The organism is Sabulibacter ruber, assembly GCF_017355955.1.
GTDB classification, from domain to species: Bacteria; Bacteroidota; Bacteroidia; order Cytophagales; family Hymenobacteraceae; genus Nibribacter; species Nibribacter ruber_A.
In genome coordinates, this window is the sequence record NZ_JAFFID010000002.1 from 648,440 (window position 1) to 668,978 (window position 20,539).

Annotated in this window: 20 protein-coding genes; 7 read left to right on the forward strand and 13 right to left on the reverse strand. The window is 50.4% G+C overall.

Translation table 11 applies throughout. The features are described 5' to 3' along the window. Positions 1 to 14 precede the first annotated feature (14 nt). The 6 genes from JT719_RS14075 to mazG form a co-directional block, all read right to left on the reverse strand. Positions 15 to 962, reverse strand: coding sequence for a PstS family phosphate ABC transporter substrate-binding protein (locus JT719_RS14075; RefSeq protein WP_207433957.1), 948 nt, complete (start codon positions 960 to 962; stop codon positions 15 to 17). 379 nt (positions 963 to 1,341) lie between these two features. Beyond that, positions 1,342 to 2,166: an energy transducer TonB gene (locus JT719_RS14080; RefSeq protein WP_207433958.1), complete on the reverse strand. Its 825-nt coding sequence runs from the start codon at positions 2,164 to 2,166 to the stop codon at positions 1,342 to 1,344. Beyond that, on the reverse strand, positions 2,166 to 2,705 hold the full coding sequence (locus JT719_RS14085; protein WP_207433959.1) for an ExbD/TolR family protein: 540 nt from the start codon (positions 2,703 to 2,705) through the stop codon (positions 2,166 to 2,168). Before JT719_RS14085 ends, JT719_RS14080 begins: the two co-directional genes overlap by 1 nt. Positions 2,706 to 2,720: 15 nt before the next feature. Then, positions 2,721 to 3,326, reverse strand: a complete 606-nt coding sequence (locus JT719_RS14090; RefSeq protein ID WP_207433960.1) for an ExbD/TolR family protein — start codon at positions 3,324 to 3,326, stop codon at positions 2,721 to 2,723. 29 nt (positions 3,327 to 3,355) lie between these two features. Continuing rightward, complete coding sequence (locus JT719_RS14095; protein ID WP_207433961.1) at positions 3,356 to 4,204, reverse strand: MotA/TolQ/ExbB proton channel family protein; 849 nt, start codon at positions 4,202 to 4,204, stop codon at positions 3,356 to 3,358. 268 nt (positions 4,205 to 4,472) lie between these two features. After that, positions 4,473 to 5,285: a nucleoside triphosphate pyrophosphohydrolase gene (gene mazG, locus JT719_RS14100; protein ID WP_207433962.1), complete on the reverse strand. Its 813-nt coding sequence runs from the start codon at positions 5,283 to 5,285 to the stop codon at positions 4,473 to 4,475. 553 nt (positions 5,286 to 5,838) lie between these two features. On the opposite strand from mazG, the gene glmM reads away from it, so the two are divergent. From glmM to JT719_RS14115, 3 genes are all read left to right on the forward strand, one after another. Then, positions 5,839 to 7,233, forward strand: coding sequence for a phosphoglucosamine mutase (glmM, locus tag JT719_RS14105; RefSeq protein WP_207433963.1), 1,395 nt, complete (start codon positions 5,839 to 5,841; stop codon positions 7,231 to 7,233). Between the two features lie 100 nt (positions 7,234 to 7,333). Then, positions 7,334 to 8,476 carry a cysteine desulfurase family protein gene (locus JT719_RS14110; RefSeq protein ID WP_207433964.1) on the forward strand — a complete coding sequence of 381 codons (1,143 nt, stop codon included), beginning with the start codon at positions 7,334 to 7,336 and terminating at the stop codon, positions 8,474 to 8,476. Between the two features lie 148 nt (positions 8,477 to 8,624). Continuing rightward, positions 8,625 to 9,587 (forward strand): L-threonylcarbamoyladenylate synthase, encoded by a 963-nt coding sequence (locus JT719_RS14115; RefSeq protein ID WP_207433965.1) that lies wholly within the window; start codon positions 8,625 to 8,627, stop codon positions 9,585 to 9,587. 629 nt (positions 9,588 to 10,216) lie between these two features. On the opposite strand, the gene JT719_RS14120 is transcribed toward JT719_RS14115, so the two are convergent. From JT719_RS14120 to JT719_RS14135, 4 genes are all read right to left on the reverse strand, one after another. Beyond that, positions 10,217 to 12,415, reverse strand: coding sequence for a S9 family peptidase (locus JT719_RS14120; protein WP_207433966.1), 2,199 nt, complete (start codon positions 12,413 to 12,415; stop codon positions 10,217 to 10,219). Between the two features lie 111 nt (positions 12,416 to 12,526). Continuing rightward, positions 12,527 to 13,969 carry an aldehyde dehydrogenase gene (locus tag JT719_RS14125; protein WP_207433967.1) on the reverse strand — a complete coding sequence of 481 codons (1,443 nt, stop codon included), beginning with the start codon at positions 13,967 to 13,969 and terminating at the stop codon, positions 12,527 to 12,529. Between the two features lie 38 nt (positions 13,970 to 14,007). After that, on the reverse strand, positions 14,008 to 14,445 hold the full coding sequence (locus JT719_RS14130) for a hypothetical protein (RefSeq protein ID WP_207433968.1): 438 nt from the start codon (positions 14,443 to 14,445) through the stop codon (positions 14,008 to 14,010). A gap of 34 nt (positions 14,446 to 14,479) precedes the next feature. Continuing rightward, the gene (locus JT719_RS14135; protein ID WP_242693253.1) at positions 14,480 to 15,268 is read right to left on the reverse strand and encodes an SDR family oxidoreductase; all 789 of its coding nucleotides are present in this window, start codon (positions 15,266 to 15,268) and stop codon (positions 14,480 to 14,482) included. Between the two features lie 165 nt (positions 15,269 to 15,433). Between JT719_RS14135 and JT719_RS14140 the strand changes: the two genes are divergently transcribed. The 3 genes from JT719_RS14140 (at position 15,434) to JT719_RS14150 (ending at position 16,741) form a co-directional block, all read left to right on the forward strand. Then, on the forward strand, positions 15,434 to 15,964 hold the full coding sequence (locus JT719_RS14140) for a 3-hydroxyanthranilate 3,4-dioxygenase (RefSeq protein WP_207433969.1): 531 nt from the start codon (positions 15,434 to 15,436) through the stop codon (positions 15,962 to 15,964). Positions 15,965 to 16,154: 190 nt separating this feature from the next. Further along, entirely contained in the window at positions 16,155 to 16,391 is a 237-nt protein-coding gene (locus JT719_RS14145; RefSeq protein WP_207433970.1) for a DUF433 domain-containing protein, read from the forward strand. After that, on the forward strand, positions 16,388 to 16,741 hold the full coding sequence (locus JT719_RS14150) for a DUF5615 family PIN-like protein (RefSeq protein ID WP_207433971.1): 354 nt from the start codon (positions 16,388 to 16,390) through the stop codon (positions 16,739 to 16,741). The genes JT719_RS14145 and JT719_RS14150 overlap by 4 nt, the downstream gene beginning before the upstream one ends. A gap of 127 nt (positions 16,742 to 16,868) precedes the next feature. Here JT719_RS14150 and JT719_RS14155 read toward each other — a convergent pair whose 3' ends face one another. The 3 genes from JT719_RS14155 to JT719_RS14165 all read right to left on the reverse strand — a co-directional run bounded on the left by JT719_RS14155 (position 16,869) and on the right by JT719_RS14165 (position 19,151). After that, positions 16,869 to 17,588 carry a YebC/PmpR family DNA-binding transcriptional regulator gene (locus JT719_RS14155; protein WP_207433972.1) on the reverse strand — a complete coding sequence of 240 codons (720 nt, stop codon included), beginning with the start codon at positions 17,586 to 17,588 and terminating at the stop codon, positions 16,869 to 16,871. Positions 17,589 to 17,653: 65 nt separating this feature from the next. Beyond that, positions 17,654 to 18,511, reverse strand: coding sequence for an SDR family oxidoreductase (locus tag JT719_RS14160; RefSeq protein WP_207433973.1), 858 nt, complete (start codon positions 18,509 to 18,511; stop codon positions 17,654 to 17,656). A 256-nt stretch (positions 18,512 to 18,767) separates the two neighbouring features. Beyond that, entirely contained in the window at positions 18,768 to 19,151 is a 384-nt protein-coding gene (locus JT719_RS14165; RefSeq protein ID WP_207433974.1) for a RidA family protein, read from the reverse strand. Positions 19,152 to 19,379: 228 nt separating this feature from the next. Here JT719_RS14165 and JT719_RS14170 point away from each other — a divergent pair, with 228 nt between their 5' ends. Further along, complete coding sequence (locus tag JT719_RS14170; RefSeq protein WP_207433975.1) at positions 19,380 to 20,429, forward strand: amidohydrolase family protein; 1,050 nt, start codon at positions 19,380 to 19,382, stop codon at positions 20,427 to 20,429. Positions 20,430 to 20,539 lie beyond the last annotated feature (110 nt).

Below are 20,539 nucleotides of genomic sequence, written 5' to 3' on the forward strand. Positions count from 1 at the left end.
ACTCTTGTGTTGATTTACTCTGAAAACCCTACTATCCGCACTGGCATTGAGGCCGGAACTAACCCAGACTTCAATATTATACGTTGTCCTTTGTCTCCGGTGATGAAAGATGCAAAACCTGTGCCAAGTCCAGCCCTAGCTTCGCGGCTTACTATGTAAACTTCTCTTCTTAGCGGATAAGTTCCTTGAGCTAAATAACCTTGGTACGGTTGAATGTAATCATCAATTGAAGCAGGATTGTTGTTTGGGCTGATTCCTACTATGTTAACTTTTTTCAGGAAGCTAATGGCTGTACTGTCATGCCGATCGCTGATCCAGTTTACTCCAATCACTCCTATGGCGTTGCGGTTTTGGGCCACATAGTCTACCAGCTTCGCATTTGAATTGGTAGCATAGGTATTAGCCGGCAAAGGCTTTTTCTGGTTTATTGAATCCTGGATAAATCTTGCTGTACTGGAACTACTGTTGTCAAATACAATGGTGATTTTACCATCCTGGGCACTTGGATCTAGTTGACGCCAAGTGGTAGTCTGGCCCGTGAAGATGCTACGCACCTGATCCATGGTTAAGGTAGTATCTGTGTTCTCCTTATTCAGGATAAGGGCAATACCATCAATGGCTATCTTGTAAACCCTAGGCGTGATTTTCAGCTTTTCAAAGGCTGCTTTCTCCTGATCGTTCAGTTGCCGGGCCATTACGGCAAAGCGGATTGTATCCTCTAGCAAGTCCTTCACAACTTGTACCTCGGGCTTGTACACTACCTCTACATTGGCATACTTATACAAGCCTTCAAACGTCCGGACTTCTGCATCTATAATCTGAGAGAATGACTCATCGGCACTGATCTTAATGTTACCAATAGTGGTAGACTCTGCAGGGCCATTACCAGACTGACCACAGGAGAATGTAGTTAGAGCTACACACGCCGTTAACAGAAAAGTTAATTGCTTAAACTTCCTCATCTCGTCTAGATCTTTTAAAATATTGTTGATAAGCTCTCACAAATCTAATAATTCCATAGAAAAGGAGCAGGCCGCCTAAGATTATTTTATACTCCTTGGGAAAAGGTAACCGTTGCGGACTAGAAAGTAAAACGTACAAACCGAAGCCAAAGTATAGCAGCACCATCAATAAGGAGATATATTTCATGACGTTGCTATAAGTGCCAGTTTGGCGCTGTCGTTGTGGTCTTCTTGAATAATTCATGATTTAGCTTCATTAATTGACCGTATAGGATAATACGGGAAAATGTGCTAGCCGGTAAAAAAGAACTCCGAAGACTGATCATTCTTAGAATGTCTGTCTTCGGAGTTCTTACTGTAAGAACCAGTGAAGGGTTGGTTACTTGATCACGATGCGGTATGGTACTGTATATTTTACAGATACTTTACGACCGTTTTGCTCTCCTGGGCTCCATTTTGGCATACCCTTGATTACTCTAACGGCTTCTTCATCCAGACCATAACCCAGGCCTTTCATTACTTCAATGTTGCTGATTTCGCCGCTTGGGCCAACCACGAAGCTAAGAACCACGGTTCCTTCTGCGCCAGCACGCTGAGCTGCTGATGGAATCCGGAATTTATCACTGAGGTATTTGAACATGGCCGCTTGTCCTCCAGGGAACTCAGGCATTTTCTCTACCGCAATGTAAACTTTCTCTTCAAATACTTCCTGGGCCGGACCTGCAGGACCAGTACCATTCTCAATACCTTCTAAGGTAGGTGGTGCAGTTGGGTCACCTTTTACCGTTTCAGTACCAGCATCAGTTTTCTGAAGCTCTTTTACATCTGGAATCTCTTCCTTCTGTACTTCTTCATCTTTCTTCACAACCGGAGGCGTGAATTTGATGGTAGAGCGAACTGGTGGTGGCGGTGGCGGTGCATCTGGTGGTGGTGGCGGTGGTGGAACTACCTTCTCTACTGAAGGTGGAGCAGCCAAGTCCACTACTTTCACAACCGGAGCTTTCACTACTTCTTCCTCTTCCTTGAACATTGATTGAATCAATGGAATACTCAGGAAAAGAACGAAGAGAATGATTGCAATAACAATTGCCCGGTTAACGTGCTTCGTATACAATTTACGAAGCATGTACGCGCCATACTCTTTGTTACGGCCTTCAAAGACCATGTCATCCAGAGAGGCGGTTGCTAAACGTTGATTATCCATTATTGCGCTCCTCCTTTCTCTGCATTTCTAAGTAAGCCTGCGTCTGCGTTGTCTAATTCCACAATCGCATATTTCTGAGTTCCGGTGATGCTCATCTCATCTAAGATATCCACAAGGTTCTTATAGGAAGAAGTCTCATCGGCTTTGATCAGAACTACCAATTTAGGATTAGCACGAGTCTCAGTTAACAAAGTCTGTCTGATCCCTTTCGCTGACCAGTTGCTTTCCTCCAATTGAGGGATAATTCCCTCAGCTGGCTGGTGCAGACCTTTGTAATAGAAGATCCGGTTATCTGATCCAAGCAGAACGGTCATCGCGTTAGACGCTTTCAGTTCGTTTTGCTGGTCTCTTTCTTTGGGCTTCACTGGCATGTTGATCTCCATGATCTGTGGTTTTGCCAGCGTGGTGGTCATTACGAAGAACGTAAGCAATAAGAAGCCAAGGTCCACCATTGGGGTCATGTCCACTTTGGTAGAGCCTTTCTTGGCCCGTTTCTTACCACCTTCGTCTCCGCCGCCCTGCTGTTGTATTTCTGCCATGTCGGTTACCTTTCGTTATAAGTTACGAGGTTTAGCTTCCATATCAGTTACAAGGTTGAAACGGTTTACGTTCTTGTCTTGTAAGATAGCAATCACGCGCTCAGCTACAGGGAACTTTGCCGTTTGGTCTCCTTTGATGGCTACTACAGATTGTGGGTTGGAGTAACGGGCTAATTGAACCCAGTCACCTAACTCATTTCTGGTAGAATCAATAGGAATACCTGGCTGGTTTACCTTCTTCTGATCTTCGGGTTTCAGGGCCAGATAAGACTTCAGTTGAGCAATAGGAACTCCAAATGAGGCAAGAGATGCGAATACATCTTTTTCTTGCTGCGTGAAGGCTACTCCGTATTTCTCGCTGATCTTATCAATTAGCCTCAGTTTAGTGTTTTTGTCATCCACCCCAAAGAAAACCCGCTCATCATTACCAATGCTAATTGTGATAACGTTGGCATCTGGAGCTTTGATTTCTGTTGTTGCAGACGGCGTATCCACCACCAGCACTTCCTCTGGTGCGAACTTCGAGATAAGCATGAAGAACGTTACCAGAAGGAATGCCAAGTCCACCATTGGAGTCATGTCCAGGGATGGAGAGGTTCTATGTACTTTTACTTTAGGCATTGTTTTTTCCTTCTAATACAGAAGTTCAATTAAACTCTGTCAGTGTGTTGAGCGGCATACGTCTGGATGATGCTGTAAGAAGCCTCATCAATGCTGTAGGTCAACTCGTCAATTTTGCTTGTGAAGAAGTTGTAAGCAACGATAGCGATAGCAGAACCAGTAATACCAAGGGCAGTGTTGATCAAGGCCTCAGAGATACCGTTTGCCAGCTGAGTTGCATCTGGAGCACCACTTGCAGTTGCAAGAGCCGCGAACGCTTTAATCATACCCAATACTGTTCCGATCAGACCTACCAGAGTAGAGATAGAGGCAATAGTTGAGATGATTACCAGGTTTTTCTCCAGGATTGGCAATTCAAGAGCAGTAGCTTCTTCAATTTCCTTCTGGATAGCCAGGATACGCTGATCTTTGGTCATGCCATGCTCATTGTGCATTTCTTGGTATTTCAACAGACCGGCTTTCACCACGTTTCCTACTGAACCTTTTTGCTGGTCGCAGATAGCGATAGCACCGTTCACGTCACCGGCGTTCATTTTCTGACGCACGCTGCGTACGAAAGCCTCAAGGCCTTTACCACCTTTTGCTTTGCTGATGGTCAAAAAGCGCTCAATAGAGAAAGTTATTACCAGAATGTTGATCGCAATCAGGATTGGTACAATAAAACCGCCTTTATATACCTGGCCTAGCATGTTGCCTGGTAGTGGGTGGTTGTTGTTGTCGCCGCCCTCAAAGTTGGCTGGGTTACCAAGAATAAATAAGTAAATACATACAGCAGCGATAATTGCAATCGGAATTACGATGCTGGCAAACATTGAGCCTGCTTTGCCTTCATTTTTTTGTACTGGTTTTGCAGCCGCAGGTGCACTCTTTTTTTCCATTGTTTCTAAAAATTTAGGTTTAGTTGTTTGTGTTACTGTGTTAGTTGTTAAAAAATGAATTAGGGGTTGTTAAAATGTTAAATGCTCTTTAAGCTTTAATAATTCCCTCTATGCAGTATTTTGCTAAGAGCCTTACTCAAGTTTAAGAACAACCTAAATACAAGCCTAGGGATTTAAATGCAAAATATCAAATTATCTCTTAAAATTCATTGTAAAAGTACAAGTCTGCATCAGAAATATTTTACTATCTGTTTTATGAATCCTTTGGCTAGCGTATTGTTTTTGCTTCGTTCCAGTAGACATCCATCTCTGCCAAGGTCATCTCGCTGAGTTTCTTTCCCTGTGCGGAGGCCGCTTTCTCCAGGTACTGGAACCGCTTGATGAACTTTAGGTTGGTTTTCTCCAAAGCTTCTTCTGGGTTGAGATCCAGAAAGCGGGCAAAGTTTATCAGAGAGAAAAAAACATCGCCCAGTTCATCTGTGGCTTTCTCTTTAGCTGCCTGGTCTAAGGTAGGCTGGTCAAACTCAGCTTTGAATTCGGCTAACTCCTCTTCCACTTTCTCCCATACTTTTGACGGTTCATCCCAGTCAAAACCAACGCCGCGGGCCTTCTCTTGGATTCGCATGGCTTTCACCATGGACGGGAGCGATGAAGGAACGCCACTCAAAACAGATTTATTGCCTTCTCTTAGTTTCAGACTTTCCCAGTTTCTTTTAACCTCCTCCTCAGTGTCTGCTTTAGTTTCTCCGTAGATATGTGGATGCCGGAAAATCAACTTGTCGCATTGGGTGTTGAGAACCTCTGCAATGTCAAATTCTCCTTGTTCAGAAGCAATCTTGGCATAAAAGACCAGGTGTAGCATTACATCGCCCAGCTCTTTCTTGATCTCCGGCAGGTCCTGGGTTAGAATGGCCTCAGAAAGTTCGTACGTTTCCTCTATTGTCAGGTGACGCAGGCTTTCCATGGTTTGTTTTCGGTCCCAAGGGCACTTTTCACGCAAATCATCCAGTATATCCAGCAGACGGTTAAAGGCATCTAACTGGGCCTGGCGCTTGTAAGAGGGTACTTCCGGTTTTTCCATTATGCAAAGATAAACGTAATGTCAACATTTTATGATGTATGCATACTTTGTTAAAGATTTAGTAACACAACAAAACATTAACCCTTTCCCCGCAGGGGGAGATTGCCCAACTTGTTTTAAGCCTTCTTTCTGAAAATCAGGCTCAGAACAGGTTCCGATCTTGCCAGGACCTTGTCCCGGAGAAGAGCGATTTTTCTTCCATGATGCACGCTCTTCCGGGATTCCATAAATCAACTCAAAAAAAGTTAAGTTTTTTTCTGCAAGGAGTTTTGCAGAGTGACTCTTACATGTGCGTTTTACGAGAGATTTTGAAAATAAGCATAAAAAACGGCAATCTGTTTTTATAAGGCTGTTTTGGCTTGCGAATACAAGTGATCTTTTACCACCTTTTCATCTCCATTGATGCCGCTCAACGGAATATGAAAAGGAAAAGTTGTTGCCTCAGCCAAGTATTTAGGGCGGTAAGAAACCAAGATGAAAGTAGCCCTGTGTTCCTCAGTTGCATTGAATCATTTCATTTTTACTACTTTTGCGTGTTCAAAACTAGGAACCAGTGGCACTTATAAAATCAATTTCAGGAATTAGAGGAACAATTGGAGGTCAGGTAGGAGACGCGCTTACCCCGGTAGATGTAGTGAAATTTGCTGCGGCGTTTGGTACTTGGGTACTGCAGACCACCAACAATGATACAATAGTAATTGGGCGCGATGCCCGCCTTTCCGGCGAAATGGTGAACCGTTTGGTGGCCGCTACGCTGCAGGGATTAGGCATTAACGTGATTGATCTGGGCTTGTCTACCACCCCAACGGTGGAGATGGCGGTACCTGCCAAGAACGCCGGCGGCGGAATCATTCTTACCGCCAGCCATAACCCTAAGCAATGGAACGCCCTCAAACTGCTGAACCAAAAAGGTGAGTTTATCAACGATGCCGAAGGCAAGTTGGTGCTGGAGTTGGCCGAGCAGGAAGCGTTTGAGTTTGCTGAAGTAACCAAGCTTGGAACCTACTCCCAAGACGACCAATTCCTGCAGGAGCATATCAAAACCATTCTTGATTTACCGCTGGTAGATGTAGAGGCAATCAAAGCCAAAAACTTCAGCGTGGTGGTAGATGCCGTGAACTCCAGCGGAGGATTTGCCGTGCCTATGCTGTTAGAGGCTTTAGGTGTGCAGCAGATTGAGAAACTGCACTGCGAGCCCACCGGCCACTTTGCCCATAACCCAGAGCCGCTCCCAGAGAACCTGGGCGAGATTGCCCGCATCATGGAGAAGGGTAAGTTTGACCTGGGTATTGTGGTAGACCCAGACGTGGACCGTTTAGCCTTGGTGAACGAAGACGGCAGCATGTTTGGCGAGGAGTACACGTTGGTAGCCGTTTCTGACTACGTTCTGCAAAACCAGGTAGGAAACACAGTCTCTAACTTGTCATCTACCCGTGCCCTGCGCGATGTCACCGAGAAAGCCGGTGGAAAATACTTCGCTTCTGCCGTGGGCGAGGTGAACGTGGTAAACCTGATGAAAGCCCAGAACGCGGTGATTGGCGGCGAAGGTAACGGGGGCATCATCTACCCAGAGCTGCACTACGGCCGCGATGCCTTAGTGGGCATTGCCTTGTTCCTTTCTCACCTGGCTAAGTCAGGGTTGAGCATGTCTCGCCTGCGTGGCAAGTACCCTAACTATCATATCTCTAAAAACAAGATTGAGCTCACCAAAGACATCAACGTGGATGCCGTTTTGGAAAAGGTGCAGCAGCACTACGCCAAACAGCAGATCAATACCATTGATGGCGTAAAGATTGAGTTTGAAAAAGAGTGGGTGCACCTGCGCAAGTCTAACACTGAGCCTATCATCCGGATCTATGCCGAGTCTGATAGTCTTTCCACCGCAGATCACCTGGCCAATAAGATCATTGGTGACATCAAAGAAATTATCTCTGAGAAAGCCGAGTAGTTCCGTATATAAACCTTTACCAAAAAATATCTCTTCAAGGAACCATTCCTATGAACCGTATCTGTTTCACCTGTTGTTGTTGTAAAAAGTAAGAATAATCATGCGTGTATATTTAGATAATGCGGCTACTACGCCCCTCGATAAAGAAGTTTTTGAGGTAATGGCTCCGTTCATGTTGGAGCACTACGGAAATCCATCATCTATACACGCACACGGCAGGCAGGTGCGGGCAGCAATTGAAAGCGCCCGTAAAACAGTGGCAGGGTTGATCAATGCGTCTCCTTCTGAGATTTTCTTTACCTCGGGCGGTACTGAGGCCGATAACCTGGCCATCATCTGTACCATTCGCAGTCTGGGACTGAAGCACGCCATCACTTCCCCGCTGGAGCACCACGCAGTGCTGCACTCCCTGGAGGCCTTGGAGAAAACCGGCGAGATTGAGTTGACCTTGCTCAAGGTAGACGCTAACGGCGTGTTGGATTTGCAGCACCTGGAAGAAACGCTGGCCTCGCAGCCGCGCACCTTCGTTTCGGTGATGCACGCCAACAACGAGATCGGGAACTTGAACGACATTCAGGCTATTGGCGAGATCTGCAAGAAGTATAACGCCATCTTCCACTCAGACACGGTGCAAACCATGGGGCACTACCGCCATGATGTACAGGCCCTCGGCTTGAACTTCTTGGTAGGTTCTGCGCATAAATTCCACGGGCCCAAAGGTGTGGGTTTCATCTACGTGGATTCGGCGGTAAAAATCCATCCCTTGATCCAGGGCGGATCGCAGGAGCGGAACATGCGCGGCGGCACCGAGAACGTGTACGGCATCATCGGGTTAGCGAAAGCCCTGGAGATTGCGTATCGCGACATGGACGAGCACCAGCGACACATCCAGAGCCTGAAAGATCGCATGATTGTGAAACTGCGCGAGCAGATTGAAGACGTGCAGTTTAACGGCCTTTCCGCCGAGGGTGACAAAAGCCTTTACACGGTATTGAACGTGAGTTTGCCGGTGTCTGAGATGAACGAGATGCTGCTCTTCAACCTGGACATCAACAAGATTTCAGCCTCGGGCGGAAGCGCCTGCACCAGCGGCGTAGACCTGGGTTCGCACGTGCTGCGCGCCATCAACTCAGATATGGAGAGAGGCAACGTACGCTTCTCGTTCAGCAAGTACAACACAGTGGAGGAGATTGATTACGCCGTGGACACCCTGGCCAAGCTGTACCAGAAAGTAATCGTATAGGTTTAAACATCTTTATAAAACAAATCGCCCCGCCCACAAAGCGGGGCGATTTGTTTTAGGGCTATTTTTCTTAAAACAAACTTAAAACAGAATTCCCGGCCAGAAATGAGCGAACATCGTAGTAGCTTTGCAGGATTATCATAGTACTATGGCAGACATTGGCACTGATTTACAGCGCGCAGTAACTTTTCTTTCGCAGGGCGATCTGGTGGCCATCCCCACCGAAACCGTTTACGGATTGGCGGCAAACGCTTTCGAAGAGGAAGCGGTGGTCAAGATTTTCGAGGCCAAGAACCGGCCCGCTTTTGACCCGCTCATTGTGCACACGCATTCTGTTTCAGAGATCAGCAACATCGCCCGCGAGGTGCCGGAGGTGGCCTACAAACTAGCCGAGCGTTTCTGGCCCGGCCCCCTGACTTTGATCTTACCCAAAGCCGAGCACATCCCGCTGTTGGTAACCTCGGGGCATGACTCGGTGGGCGTGCGTATTCCTCGTCATCCGCTCACGCTGGAGCTGCTGCGGCAACTGCCTTTCCCGGTGGCGGCGCCCAGTGCTAATCCATTCGGGTACGTGAGCCCTACCACGGCCCAGCATGTGCAGGATCAGTTAGGCGAGCGTATCCCTTACATCTTGGACGGCGGAGCCTGCGAGGTTGGCATTGAATCTACCATCCTCCGGATTGAGGGCGATGAGGTGGAAGTGCTACGCTTGGGCGGTTTGGCTTTGGAAGAACTGGAAGAAGTGGTGCACATCTCCAAGGCCCGCATCAAAACCTCGGCCTCTAATCCGGCCGCGCCTGGCATGCTGAGCAGTCACTATTCGCCACGCAAAAAGATGTTATTGGGCTCAATTCCCGAAAACCTGTCAAAAGTAGACCTAGCCCGGGTTGGAGTGATTTCGCTTCAGCAAAGTTTTCCTGAAGTTCCACGTGAACAGCAAATCCAACTTTCCACTTCCGGTGATCTGAGCGAAGCCGCCCGAAACCTTTTCTCCGCCCTACGCACCTTGGATGCCCAACCTATTGACCTGATTCTGGCAGAACCGATGCCGGAACATGGTCTGGGCCTCGCCATTAACGATAGGTTGCAACGGGCCAGTTTTCAAGGATAAAGCGCCAACTGTTTTCAGGAAATCAGCCTGACTTGCAGTTGGTGAAGACACTCGTAGGAGCTGCGCACGCTACGAGGACATAAGAGAAATCGGTAGATATCTGACAAATCCCGCTGTCGCGAGCCTCCGGCTTGTGTCCGCACATGTTGCAATTAACTCATTTGTCATCCTGAAAGGATCTTGTGAACCAACGGTAGAGCCGTTTCTTCAATGCCTTTTTAGTTGCCCACAAGTTCTTTCCAAGATGACAAACAGGAGGGGAATTTTTTAGAAAGGAACAAAATGCCTAAGCAGGAAACAAAGATTTTCTAAATGCGTGCGGACACGAGCCGGAGGCTCGCGCCAGCGGCTTGGGAACTTGTAAGTAGTTCCTGAAGCTTCGTTTTAAAGCCGTTTTTCAGAAAGTAGCCTTAAAACACATCTGAAAACCTGAAAGCAAGTCACGGAAGTAACTTCCGTGCCATAGAAGCGCTAGCTAATCTTTGAAACCTCACAGGTCTTGAAGACCTGTGAGGTTTTGCTATTGTCTCTGCCTATTTCATTTAGCGACTACTTTTCTGAAAACAGCCTCAAAACAAAAGCGCCGACCCTGGGTAAGAGTCGGCGCTTTTGTTTAAAGTAGTTACAGCTTAAAGATTACGCTGAATAAACTCCGTCATTTTGGTGAACAGGTGGATGCTGGTGTTGCCGCCGCTGATGCCGTGGTTCCGGTTAGGGTAGTAGGCGCTCTCAAACGGGATGTTGGCTTTCACTAGGGCATTGGTCATCTCTATGGAGTTCTGGAAATGCACGTTGTCATCGCCGGTGCCGTGGATGAGGAGGTACTTGCCACGCAGTTTGTTCGCGTGGGTGATCGGGGAGTTGTCGTCGTAACCTTTGGCGTTGTCCTGCGGTAATTTCAGGAAGCGCTCGGTGTAGATGGAGTCATAGAAACGCCAGTTGATCACCGGGGCCACCGCGATGGCCGCTTTGAACACATCGGCGCCTTTGGTGATGGCCAGCGAGCTCATATAACCCCCGAAACTCCAGCCCCAAATGCCTATGCGACTTTTGTCTACGTACGGCAGGCTGCCCAAATGCTTCGCGCCTTCTATCTGGTCAATCACTTCATAGTGACCCAAGTTGCCGTAAGTCATTTTTTTGAAATCAGCACCACGTCCGCCGGTGCCCCGGTTATCAATCACGGCAATAATGTAGCCTTGTTTGGTGAGATAGCTGTGCCATAGGTAATTGCGGCCTCTCCAGCTGTCTACCACTTCCTGGCTTCCGGGACCGCTGTACTGGAACATCAACACTGGGTATTTCTTGTTCGGGTCGAAGTCGGTAGGCTTGATGGTATAGCCGTTCAGCGTCACGTTCTCCGAAGTCTTGAACTGGAAGAACTCGGGCTTAGGCAGGTTGTAGGTAGCCAAGGTGTTCTTCAGGTTCTCGTTGCTTTCCAATACCTTTATCTGCTTTCCGTCTGAGGTGTGCAGGCTCACCACTTGCGGCGTGGTGATGGTGGAGTAGTAATCCAGGTAGTATTTGAAGTCGCGGCTCAGGTTAATGGTGTGCGTGCCTTTGGCGGGCGTGAGGCTTTTCTTGTTCTTGCCGTTCAACCCCATGCTGTACAAATGGCGCTCCAGTGGCGATGCTTCAGTAGAGGTGAAGTACACCACGTTGTTCTTCTCGTCCACGCCATAGAAGCTGCTCACTTCCCACTTGCCCTTCGTGATTTGGCGCACCTGTTTGCCGTTCATGTCATACAGGTACAGGTGGTTGAAGCCGTCTTTCTCCGAGCTGTGCACAAACTGTTTGCCGTTGGCTAGGTAGGTCAGGTCATCGGTGATGTCAATGTAGGCTTTGTCGGTCTCTTTCAGCACCACTTTGCTTTGGCCGGTCTGCGCGTTGGCGTGCAGAATCTCCAAGGTGTTCTGCAAACGGTTCATTCTCCGGATGGACAACAGGTTAGGCGTGTTGGTCCAGTTGATGCGTGGGATATATTGGTCAGCCTCGTTGCCGGTTTCCATCTTAACCGTTTTGCCGGAGCCCAGGTCAAAGGTGTAGATGGCTACCGTGGCGTTTTTCTCACCAGCTTTGGGGTACTTGAATTTATAGTCCTGCGGATAAAGCGGGCCCCACATCTGCATGTTGTACTCGGGTACCTGGCTCTCATCAAATTTGTAGAATGCGATCTGGTTTCCCTGCGGTGACCAGAAGAAGGCCTGTGCAAAGCCGAATTCTTCTTCGTACACCCAATCGGTGCCGCCGTTGATGATGAAGTTCCACTTGCCGTCATTCGTAATCTGGCGCTCCTGCATGGTGGCAAGGTCTACGTAGAACAAGTTGTTGTCCCGCACGAAGGCCACGTACTTGTTATCAGGCGAGAAGGTGGCGTAGCTCTGCTTTCCGCCCTGGCTCAGTTTCTGAAGCTGCTTGCTTGCGCGGTCATACACGTAGAAATGGCCTTTGCTGCTCCGACGGTAAATAGGCTCGTGCTCGGTCTCAAACAGGATTTTGGTTTCATCAGTGCTGAAGCTGTAGTCATCATATTCCAGCGTTTTGCCGTTTACCTTGATGGCTTCGCCCTCAATAATAGTGCTTACCGGCTGACCGGTGGTCACGTCCACCTGCACAATATCCACGGCTTGGTTTGCTTGGTCCGCTACCTGCGAGGAGTAGAACTGGCCGTTCCGCATCCAGTTCACGCCGTACACCGAGCGGGCCTGGAAGGTGCCCTTCCGGAAAATGTCGTCTAAATCAAAGTCGCGTTTTTGTTGGGCCTGCGCGCTCAAAGTCAGCACCAGGCAGGAAGCCGCTAGAAACCAGCGGTTAATCGTATGTCTCATGGGGTTTGTTAGAAAGTTCGTAGCCTTAAAAGTAGGCATTTATTTTGGATCGGGAACAGCCAAAAGAACGTTCGTTTTAGTTCTGATTTGCAGAAAATAGCCCTTAAACAGCTACAGCTTCACGCAGACATTCTGCGGCTCGGTGAAGAAGCGCAACGCTTCCCAACCGCCTTCCCGGCCCACGCCGCTTTGCTTGGTGCCGCCAAACGGAGTTCTTAAATCCCGAAGGAGCCACGTGTTCACCCACACAATCCCAGATTGAAGCGCGTGTGCCACGCGGTGGGCGCGGGTGAGGTCCTGGGTCCAGACGGAGGCGGCCAGGCCGTATTGGGTGTAGTTGGCGTAGGTGAGCGCCTCTTCCTCGGTGTCAAACGGCATGAGCGTGACTACCGGGCCGAAAATTTCCTCGGTGTTGGTGCGGCAGGTGTGGGGAAGGCCTTCAAAGACGGTGGGCTGCAGGAAGTAGCCGTTCGCGCAATGGCCCTCCAGATGCACCCGCTCGCCACCTAGTAGCAACGTGCCACCTTCTTCCTGCGCCAAGGCAATGTATTGCTGCACTTTTTGTAAATGTGCCTCAGAAACAAGGGCACCCATTTTGGAACCTGTTTCCATAGGGTCGCCCACGGTCAGGTTTGTGACTCTTTCCAGAAAAGTGTCCTTGAAACGGTCATACAGCGGTCGCTCCACCAGGATGCGGGAGCCGCAGAGGCAAATCTGGCCTTGGTTCGCGAAGGCAGCCTGCACGGCGGTGTTCACGGTGCGCTCAAAGTCGCAGTCGGCGAAGATGATGGTGGCGTTCTTGCCGCCCAGTTCCAGCGACAGTTTCTTGAACATGGGAGCCGCTGTCTGTGCGATGGTTTTGCCAGTTTGGGTACCGCCGGTGAAGGAAATGGCTTTGACCTCAGGGTGGGCACACATAGCCGCGCCTACTTTGGGTCCGGTGCCGTGCACGATGTTCAGCACGCCCGCGGGCAAGCCTGCCTCAACACACAATTCTGCTAGCAAGTAAGCAGTGTAAGGCGTGATCTCTGAGGGTTTGGCTACCACGCAGTTTCCGGCGGCCAAGGCAGGGGCAATCTTCCAGGTGAACAGGTAAAGCGGGAGGTTCCACGGGGAAATGCAGGCCACCACGCCCAGTGGCCTTCTCACGGTGTAGTTCACGGCCACGCCTTCCATGGTGTGGGCCTCGGAGGCGAAATGCTGCACGCCCGTCCCGAAGAAATAAAGGTTGCTGCTGGCCCTTGGGATGTCCACGGTTCTGGAGAGCGAGAGTGGTTTGCCGTTATCGGTGGTCTCGGCTACGGCGAGGCGCTCCAGGTTCTGGTCAATCAGTTCGGAGAGCTTTATCAGAAAGCGGCCCCGTTTCTCGGCGGGCATCGTAGACCAGGCCGGGAACGCCGCCTGCGCCGCTTCTACGGCTGCCTGCACGTCGCGTTCATCAGAATCCGGAATCTGCGAATACACCTCTCCGGTGGCCGGATTGATGTTGGGCAGATAGGCTCCGGAGTCGGGGCCAACGAAGGTTCCGTTAATGTAGTTCTGGAGGTGGAGCATAGAGCTTCGGTTCGGGTTAAGGCAGCAATTGTGAAAGTTCAACTCATGTAGCTGGCGATACTCCAGAAGAGATACAGCAGAATAGCCGACAGGACCAGACCTCCCAAGACGTTTATCGCTAACAGTTTGTGGTGCCAATCCTTCAGCAGCCACACCAATCCGGCAAAGGAGAGGCTGAACAACGCGATCAGAAATCCGCCCAACTCAAAGAAGAGAGGTAACGCCAACGCGGGAATTACCAGAAACCCCAGCGCCAGGTAGATACACAGCTTAAGGTTCTGATTCCCCAATAGAGGTTTGAGCAGCTCTGAGATGGACAGCAGCAGGAACGGCAGAAACAGCAGCGCCATGAAGAAAATCAGGTAAACGGCCATTCCTCCTGCTTTGATCCACATGATGGTTAACACCAGAGAGACCACTGAAAACCCAAGGGCTTGGTACAGGCTTAAGTAGAAGTTGAGTTTCTGCTGTTTCACGGCCGAGGGGTTGATAAGTCTTTTCTTTTTCTGGTTAGAGGTTGCCTAATCTTCCGCCGTCTACCGGCACGTTGATGCCGTTGATGTACCCGGCGGCCGGTGAGGCCAGGAACGCCGCGGCGGCAGCCACTTCCTCGGGCTCCGCGAACCGATTGGCCGGGATGCCCGCCAGTATTTCTTTCTCAATTTCTTCGCGGCTCAGGCCGGTTTTCTGCATGCGGGTTTCAATCAAGGAGTGGTGCCGAGCCGTGACAGTGGCGCCGGGCAGCACATTGTTCACGGTGATCCCAAACGGAGCTAACTCAAAGGAAAGTGTCTTTGCCCAGTTAGCCACGGCTCCCCGAATGGTGTTGGATACGCCCAACCCTTTAATAGGCTGCTTCACCGAGGTGGAGATGATGTTGATGATGCGCCCGTACTGCGCCTCCTTCATGTACGGCGTCACGGCCTGCACCAGCACGTGGCTGCTGATGAGGTGCGCAGCGAAGGCTTTTTCAAACTCCTCTACGGCGGCATCAAGGGCTGGTCCGCCCGCTGGTCCGCCGGTGTTGTTCACCAGGATGTGCGCCTGGCCAACTTTTTTCAGGTGCGCTTCTATGCGTTGCTGTACTTCCTGCGGCTGGGTGAAATCGGCGACCACGTAGGAGTGCTGCTGACTTGCCTGGGTAGACAGTTCTTGCAAGGTTTCCTGCAGGCGTTCCTCGTTGCGGGCTACCAACATGACGGTAGCGCCCAACTGCGCCAACTCCAGCGCCACGGCTTTTCCTATGCCCTGCGTGCTACCGCATACCACGGCGTGCTTGTGCTGTAAATTCAAATCCATAGAGGTAAATGTACTGATTATTCCGAAGGGAGGATACGGGTGTTTTAGCGCTGTTTCCTTGAAACTAGCCTTAAAACAGCATTTACCTTTTCCCGATAGGTTTCGTACCTTGGAGCATTCTCTGGCTTGGTGCTAAGAGATTCCTGGGATTTAACTTTTATTTCTATGGCCTTACAACCTGCCTTCAACTTCAATAAATGGATAGACGAACACCGCCACCTGCTTAAGCCGCCGGTGGGCAATCAACAGGTGTACAAAGACAACAAAGATTTCATTGTGATGGTGGTGGGCGGCCCCAATTCCCGCAAAGACTACCACATCAACAACGGCGAGGAATTTTTCTTTCAGCTGGAGGGCGACATTGTGCTCAAGGTCATTGACAACGGCGAGTTCAAAGACATCCACATCCAGGAAGGCGATATTTTCCTGCTGCCGCCCAACGTGCCGCACTCCCCGCGCCGCGGACCCAACACGGTTGGTCTGGTGATGGAGCGCTACCGCAACGAAAGCGAGATGGACGGTTTCCAGTGGTACTGCGAGAGCTGCAACACTAAACTGTACGAAGAGTTTATCCCTGTCTCAGACATCGTGGGCCAGTTGCCAGTGGTCATGAACGCTTTCTGGGAATCTGAGGAGAAACGCACCTGCTCTAACTGTGGTGAGGTCTTGGCCAAACCGGCTCCGGTGCAGCAGTAGGTAATTGCAGCAGTAGGTAATTAAAGAAAGTAGTGTGGCCTTCTAAACCCTTTTGTCATCCTGAAAGAACCTTGTGGGCGAACTAAGATGACCTGTCCTTTAAGCGATGGTTGGCACCTGACTTGGGTAATAACGGTTGGTAAGGCCCTGATTTTTTGGTTATTTTTGATTCTATTAAGTAAAAGCAGATATGCAAGAGGAACTCCTAAGCAGGATAACAATTGATCCAAACATTTGTCACGGAAAACCTACTATCCGAGGACTACGGTACCCTGTAGAAAACATGCTGGAGCTTCTAGCTTCTGGTATGACTATAGAAGAACTTCTTGAAGATTATCCTGATTTAGTGAAAGAGGACTTTCTGGCTTGTCTCCAGTATGCGGCTAAGCTGACCCAGATAAAAAGTATCTACAGGATAGCTTCATGAAGTTTCTAGTAGACGCCCAACTGCCTAAAGCACTTTCTGTCTTCATCAACTCTAAAGGGGTAGAGTCCATTCATACCCTTGAGTTGCCAGATAAGAATAAAACTCAGGATGGGTACATCACTAAATTAGCCGTGGAACAGCAGTTTATCGTCATTACAAAAGACGCAGACTTTCTGGGGTCTTATCTGCTAAGGAAAGAACCTCCCAAACTGTTGCTAATTAAAACCGGCAACATCAGGAATAGTGAGTTGATGGACCTGTTCGTTAAGAACTTCGATTTCATGGTCAATCTGTTTTTGACACATTCCCTCATAGAGGTCACAAAAACAGAAATTGTGGTTCATTCATAAGAAGCCATTCTTTCCTGAGTTAGGTAGTTCCCCATAAACCACAAAGGCCCGCCTTCTCTAGAGAAAGCGGGCCTTTGCTATGACTGCCGTTTCAGCGCCGATTTTCAGAAATCAGCCTTAAAACAGGCTATTCTTCTTTCATGTTGTGGTACACGGCTTGCACGTCATCGTCTTCTTCCAGGCGGTCGATGAGTTTTTCCATGTCTTCCTGCTGCTCGGGTGTCAACTCTTTCAGCACGGTTGGGTAGCGCTGCAACTCAGAGCTTTTCACGTTGAGGCCGCGCTCTTCCAGGGCTTTCTGCATGGCCCCGAAATCAGCGAACGAGGTTTGGATGATAATCTCGTTTTCCTCTTCGTCTTTGTCAATGCTCTCCAGCCCGAAGTCAATCAGGTCCAGCTCCAGTTCTTCCATGTCCAGGCCTTCGGCATCCAGGTGGAACACGCCTTTGCGCTCAAAAATGAAATCGAACTGGCCGGTGCGGCCCAGCTCTCCGCCGGTGCGGTTGAAGTGCATGCGCACGTTGGCTACGGTACGGTTCACGTTGTCGGTAGCGGTTTCTACCAGAACGGCCACGCCGTGCGGACCATATCCTTCATATACTACTTCTGAGTAGTCGCTCTCATCTTTGCCTTGGGCACGCTTGATGGCCGCATCTACGCGGTCTTTGGGCATGTTCACCCCTTTGGCGTTCTGGATACACACCCGCAGGCGGGCGTTGGTAGCGGGATCAGGACCACCGGACTTCACGGCCATCACAATCTCTTTCCCTATGCGGGTGAACTGCTTGGACATCATGTCCCAGCGTTTCATCTTCCGGGCTTTCCGGAACTCAAATGCTCTTCCCATGTGGTTAGTCTAAAACGAAGTACAGGCAAATATCGGGAAAAACGGCGGATGCCCCAAGCGGGTTGCTACACATGTTCGGCTAAATAATCTTCCAGGCGTAAATGGCCTTTTTTAGGGGCTACGCAGTCTGTTTTAGTGACTTCCACAAAGAAGGCGGCTTTCTCATAAAGCGAGCGGTTTACCAGGCGCACCATCGGCAGAAACGAGTTCACCAGCCAGTAAGGCACTTTAGTAACAGGTTTGTTTTTACCCACCGCTTTGCCCACCAACTGCACCAGTTCCAGGCGGGAATAGGAAACAGGGCCGCCCAGTTCTACCACGGTTTCGGGGCTGGTGAGTGCCTGCACACAGGCCTCGGCCACTTCGTGCTCGTGGATTGGGTTGGTGAGGCAGTCGCCGGGACCTACCGAGGCCAACCTGCCTTTGCGGGCCATGGGCAGCAGATCCAGAAACGCCGAGAAAAGAGCCGGTGGTTTAATAATGGTAGCTTCTATGCCGCTTTGCTGCAGCGCTTGGGCAAAGGTCTCATGGGCTTTGAAATAGGCAACGTTGGGGTGTTTCTCGCCGCTGAAGGCCGCCACGTACACAAACTTCTTTATCTGCCCGTGGGCCTGCGCTAACTGGAGCAGGTTCAGGTTGCCTTGGAAATCCACGTCGTGGAAAGAGGCGCGGCTGGTGTCTGAGAGGCTGAGGCTTTTGCCCAACGCCGAAATAATGTAATCAACTCCTTGTACCAGGCTGGGCTGAAGCGTTTCGGGTTTGGTGGGGTCGCAGACCACTACCTCATTGACCGATGGTTTCAGTTGCTCCGCTTTCAACGGCGTGCGGGCCGTAGCCCTTATCCGGTAGGCCCGCTGTCTGAGGACTTCCAGAATGCTGGAGCCCAAACTGCCGGTGCCTCCTAGTACAAGTACAGTTTCCATAAACCTGGCGAAAGGTTGGGGTGATCAATTACCTCTGGTTTTCTAAACTAGGCATTGTCTGCGTTTTCAGCAAACCATTTGGAACCTGAGTTTGAAATCAGTAAAACAGGAGCAGTTTTTTTGACGGGATGTCAAAAGGCACTCCACTATGTTTCTGAGGTAACGAACGAATACCCGGTTCCGCGTACCGGCCTGCCATTATCCTGACCAGATCCTGTTTCTTACCTGTATTAGCCAAAAGAAGCCCAAAACTGATTCACTCACAATAGGCCGTAGCTTCAATCTCCACCAGCAGCTTTGGGTCAATCAAGGCTTTGACTTCCACCATGGTCGTTACCGGGCGGATGTCCTTGAAAAACTCCCCGTGCGCCCGGCCGATTTCTTCCCACCGGCTGATATCGGTGACGAATAGGCGCGTGCGGGTGACTTGTGCCAGCGAAGCGCCCGCCTCCTGCAGCACCCGCTCTATCTTCTGCAGAATACAGACGGTTTGGGTGTAGGCATCATCGGGCCCCACTACTTCACCGTTTTCCACGGCCGTGGTGCCGGCCACTTCTATGATGGGACCAACTTTTACCGCGCGGGAGTAGCCAACGGTGCTTTCCCAGGGAGCGCCGGAAGAGAATAATTGACGAGGCATTGCTTTTATGTTGAAAGTTGAAACAAAGCAAGAATACAGAACCTGGGGCAAAACCGCCAGAAAAGTTTCCGGCAGATCAGGGGGAGAGGTAGGAGCGTCGCTTTCGAATTCGTTTTGGGCCTGCTTTGGGGAAATCGTACTGGAAACGGAGATCGGGCGTTTGGGGCAGCCTATGTGCGGGAGATTTCGTAAGTTGAGCAAAGATTCTGGTTCCCCATTTTTATTCCCATGTTGCACCCTCCGCTCAAAATAGACATCCACACGCACATCCTTCCGGAGAAATGGCCCGATTTGCGGGAGCGGTACGGCTATGGCGGTTTCATCAGGCTGGAGCACCACAAGCCCTGCTGCGCCCGCATGATGCAGGACGATCGGTTTTTCCGCGAGATCCAGGACAACAGCTGGGACCCGGTGGTGCGCATGAAAGACTGTGACCACCACGGCGTGCATGTGCAGGTACTGAGCACGGTACCCGTCATGTTCAGCTACTGGGCCAAGCCCGAGCACACCTGGGACCTTTCCAAAATCCTGAACGACCATATTGCCGGGGTGGTGGCGAGTTACCCAGACCGGTTTGTAGGCCTGGGGACCTTGCCCATGCAGGACACGGCGCTGGCCATCAAGGAACTGGAACGCTGCATGAAAGAACTGGGGTTGGCCGGCGTGCAGATTGGCTCTAACGTGAACGACATGAACCTGGACGATGCCTCGCTGTTTCCCATCTTTGAAGCCGCCGCTGACCTGGGCGCCGCCGTTTTTGTGCATCCCTGGGACATGATGGGCGAGAAGAAGATGCGCAAGTACTGGTTACCCTGGCTCGTGAGTATGCCCGCCGAGACGTCCCGCGCCATTTGTTCGCTTATCTTCGGGGGCGTGCTGGAGCGCTTGCCTCATCTGCGGCTGGCCTTCGCGCACGGTGGCGGATCGTTCCCGTTCACGCTGGGTCGCATTCAGCACGGCTTTGACGTACGCCCCGATCTCTGCGCCGTAGACAACCCCGTGGCCCCGGAAAATTACGTAGGCAAATTCTGGATTGATTCCCTGGTGCACTGTCGCAACACCTTAGACTACGTGGTGAAGCAGTTTGGGCCGGAGAAGGTGGCCTTGGGCACCGATTACCCGTTCCCCTTGGGTGAACTGGAGCCCGGCAAGCTCATTGAGTCCATGGATTACTCACCGGAGGTGAAGGAGTTGCTGCTGGGCGGCTCGGCGTTGCAGTGGCTGGGCCTGAGCAAGGAGCAGTTCCTGCAAAAAACAAAAAGCACCTACTCTTCTTAAGTCGGTTTCAGGGCTCTTTTCTGAAAACCAGACCCGAAACAGGAAGTAACCTCTTGCCCCGGCATCAGGTAAAATAATTATGGTTCTCTAACGCCTGTTAGGTAATTTAG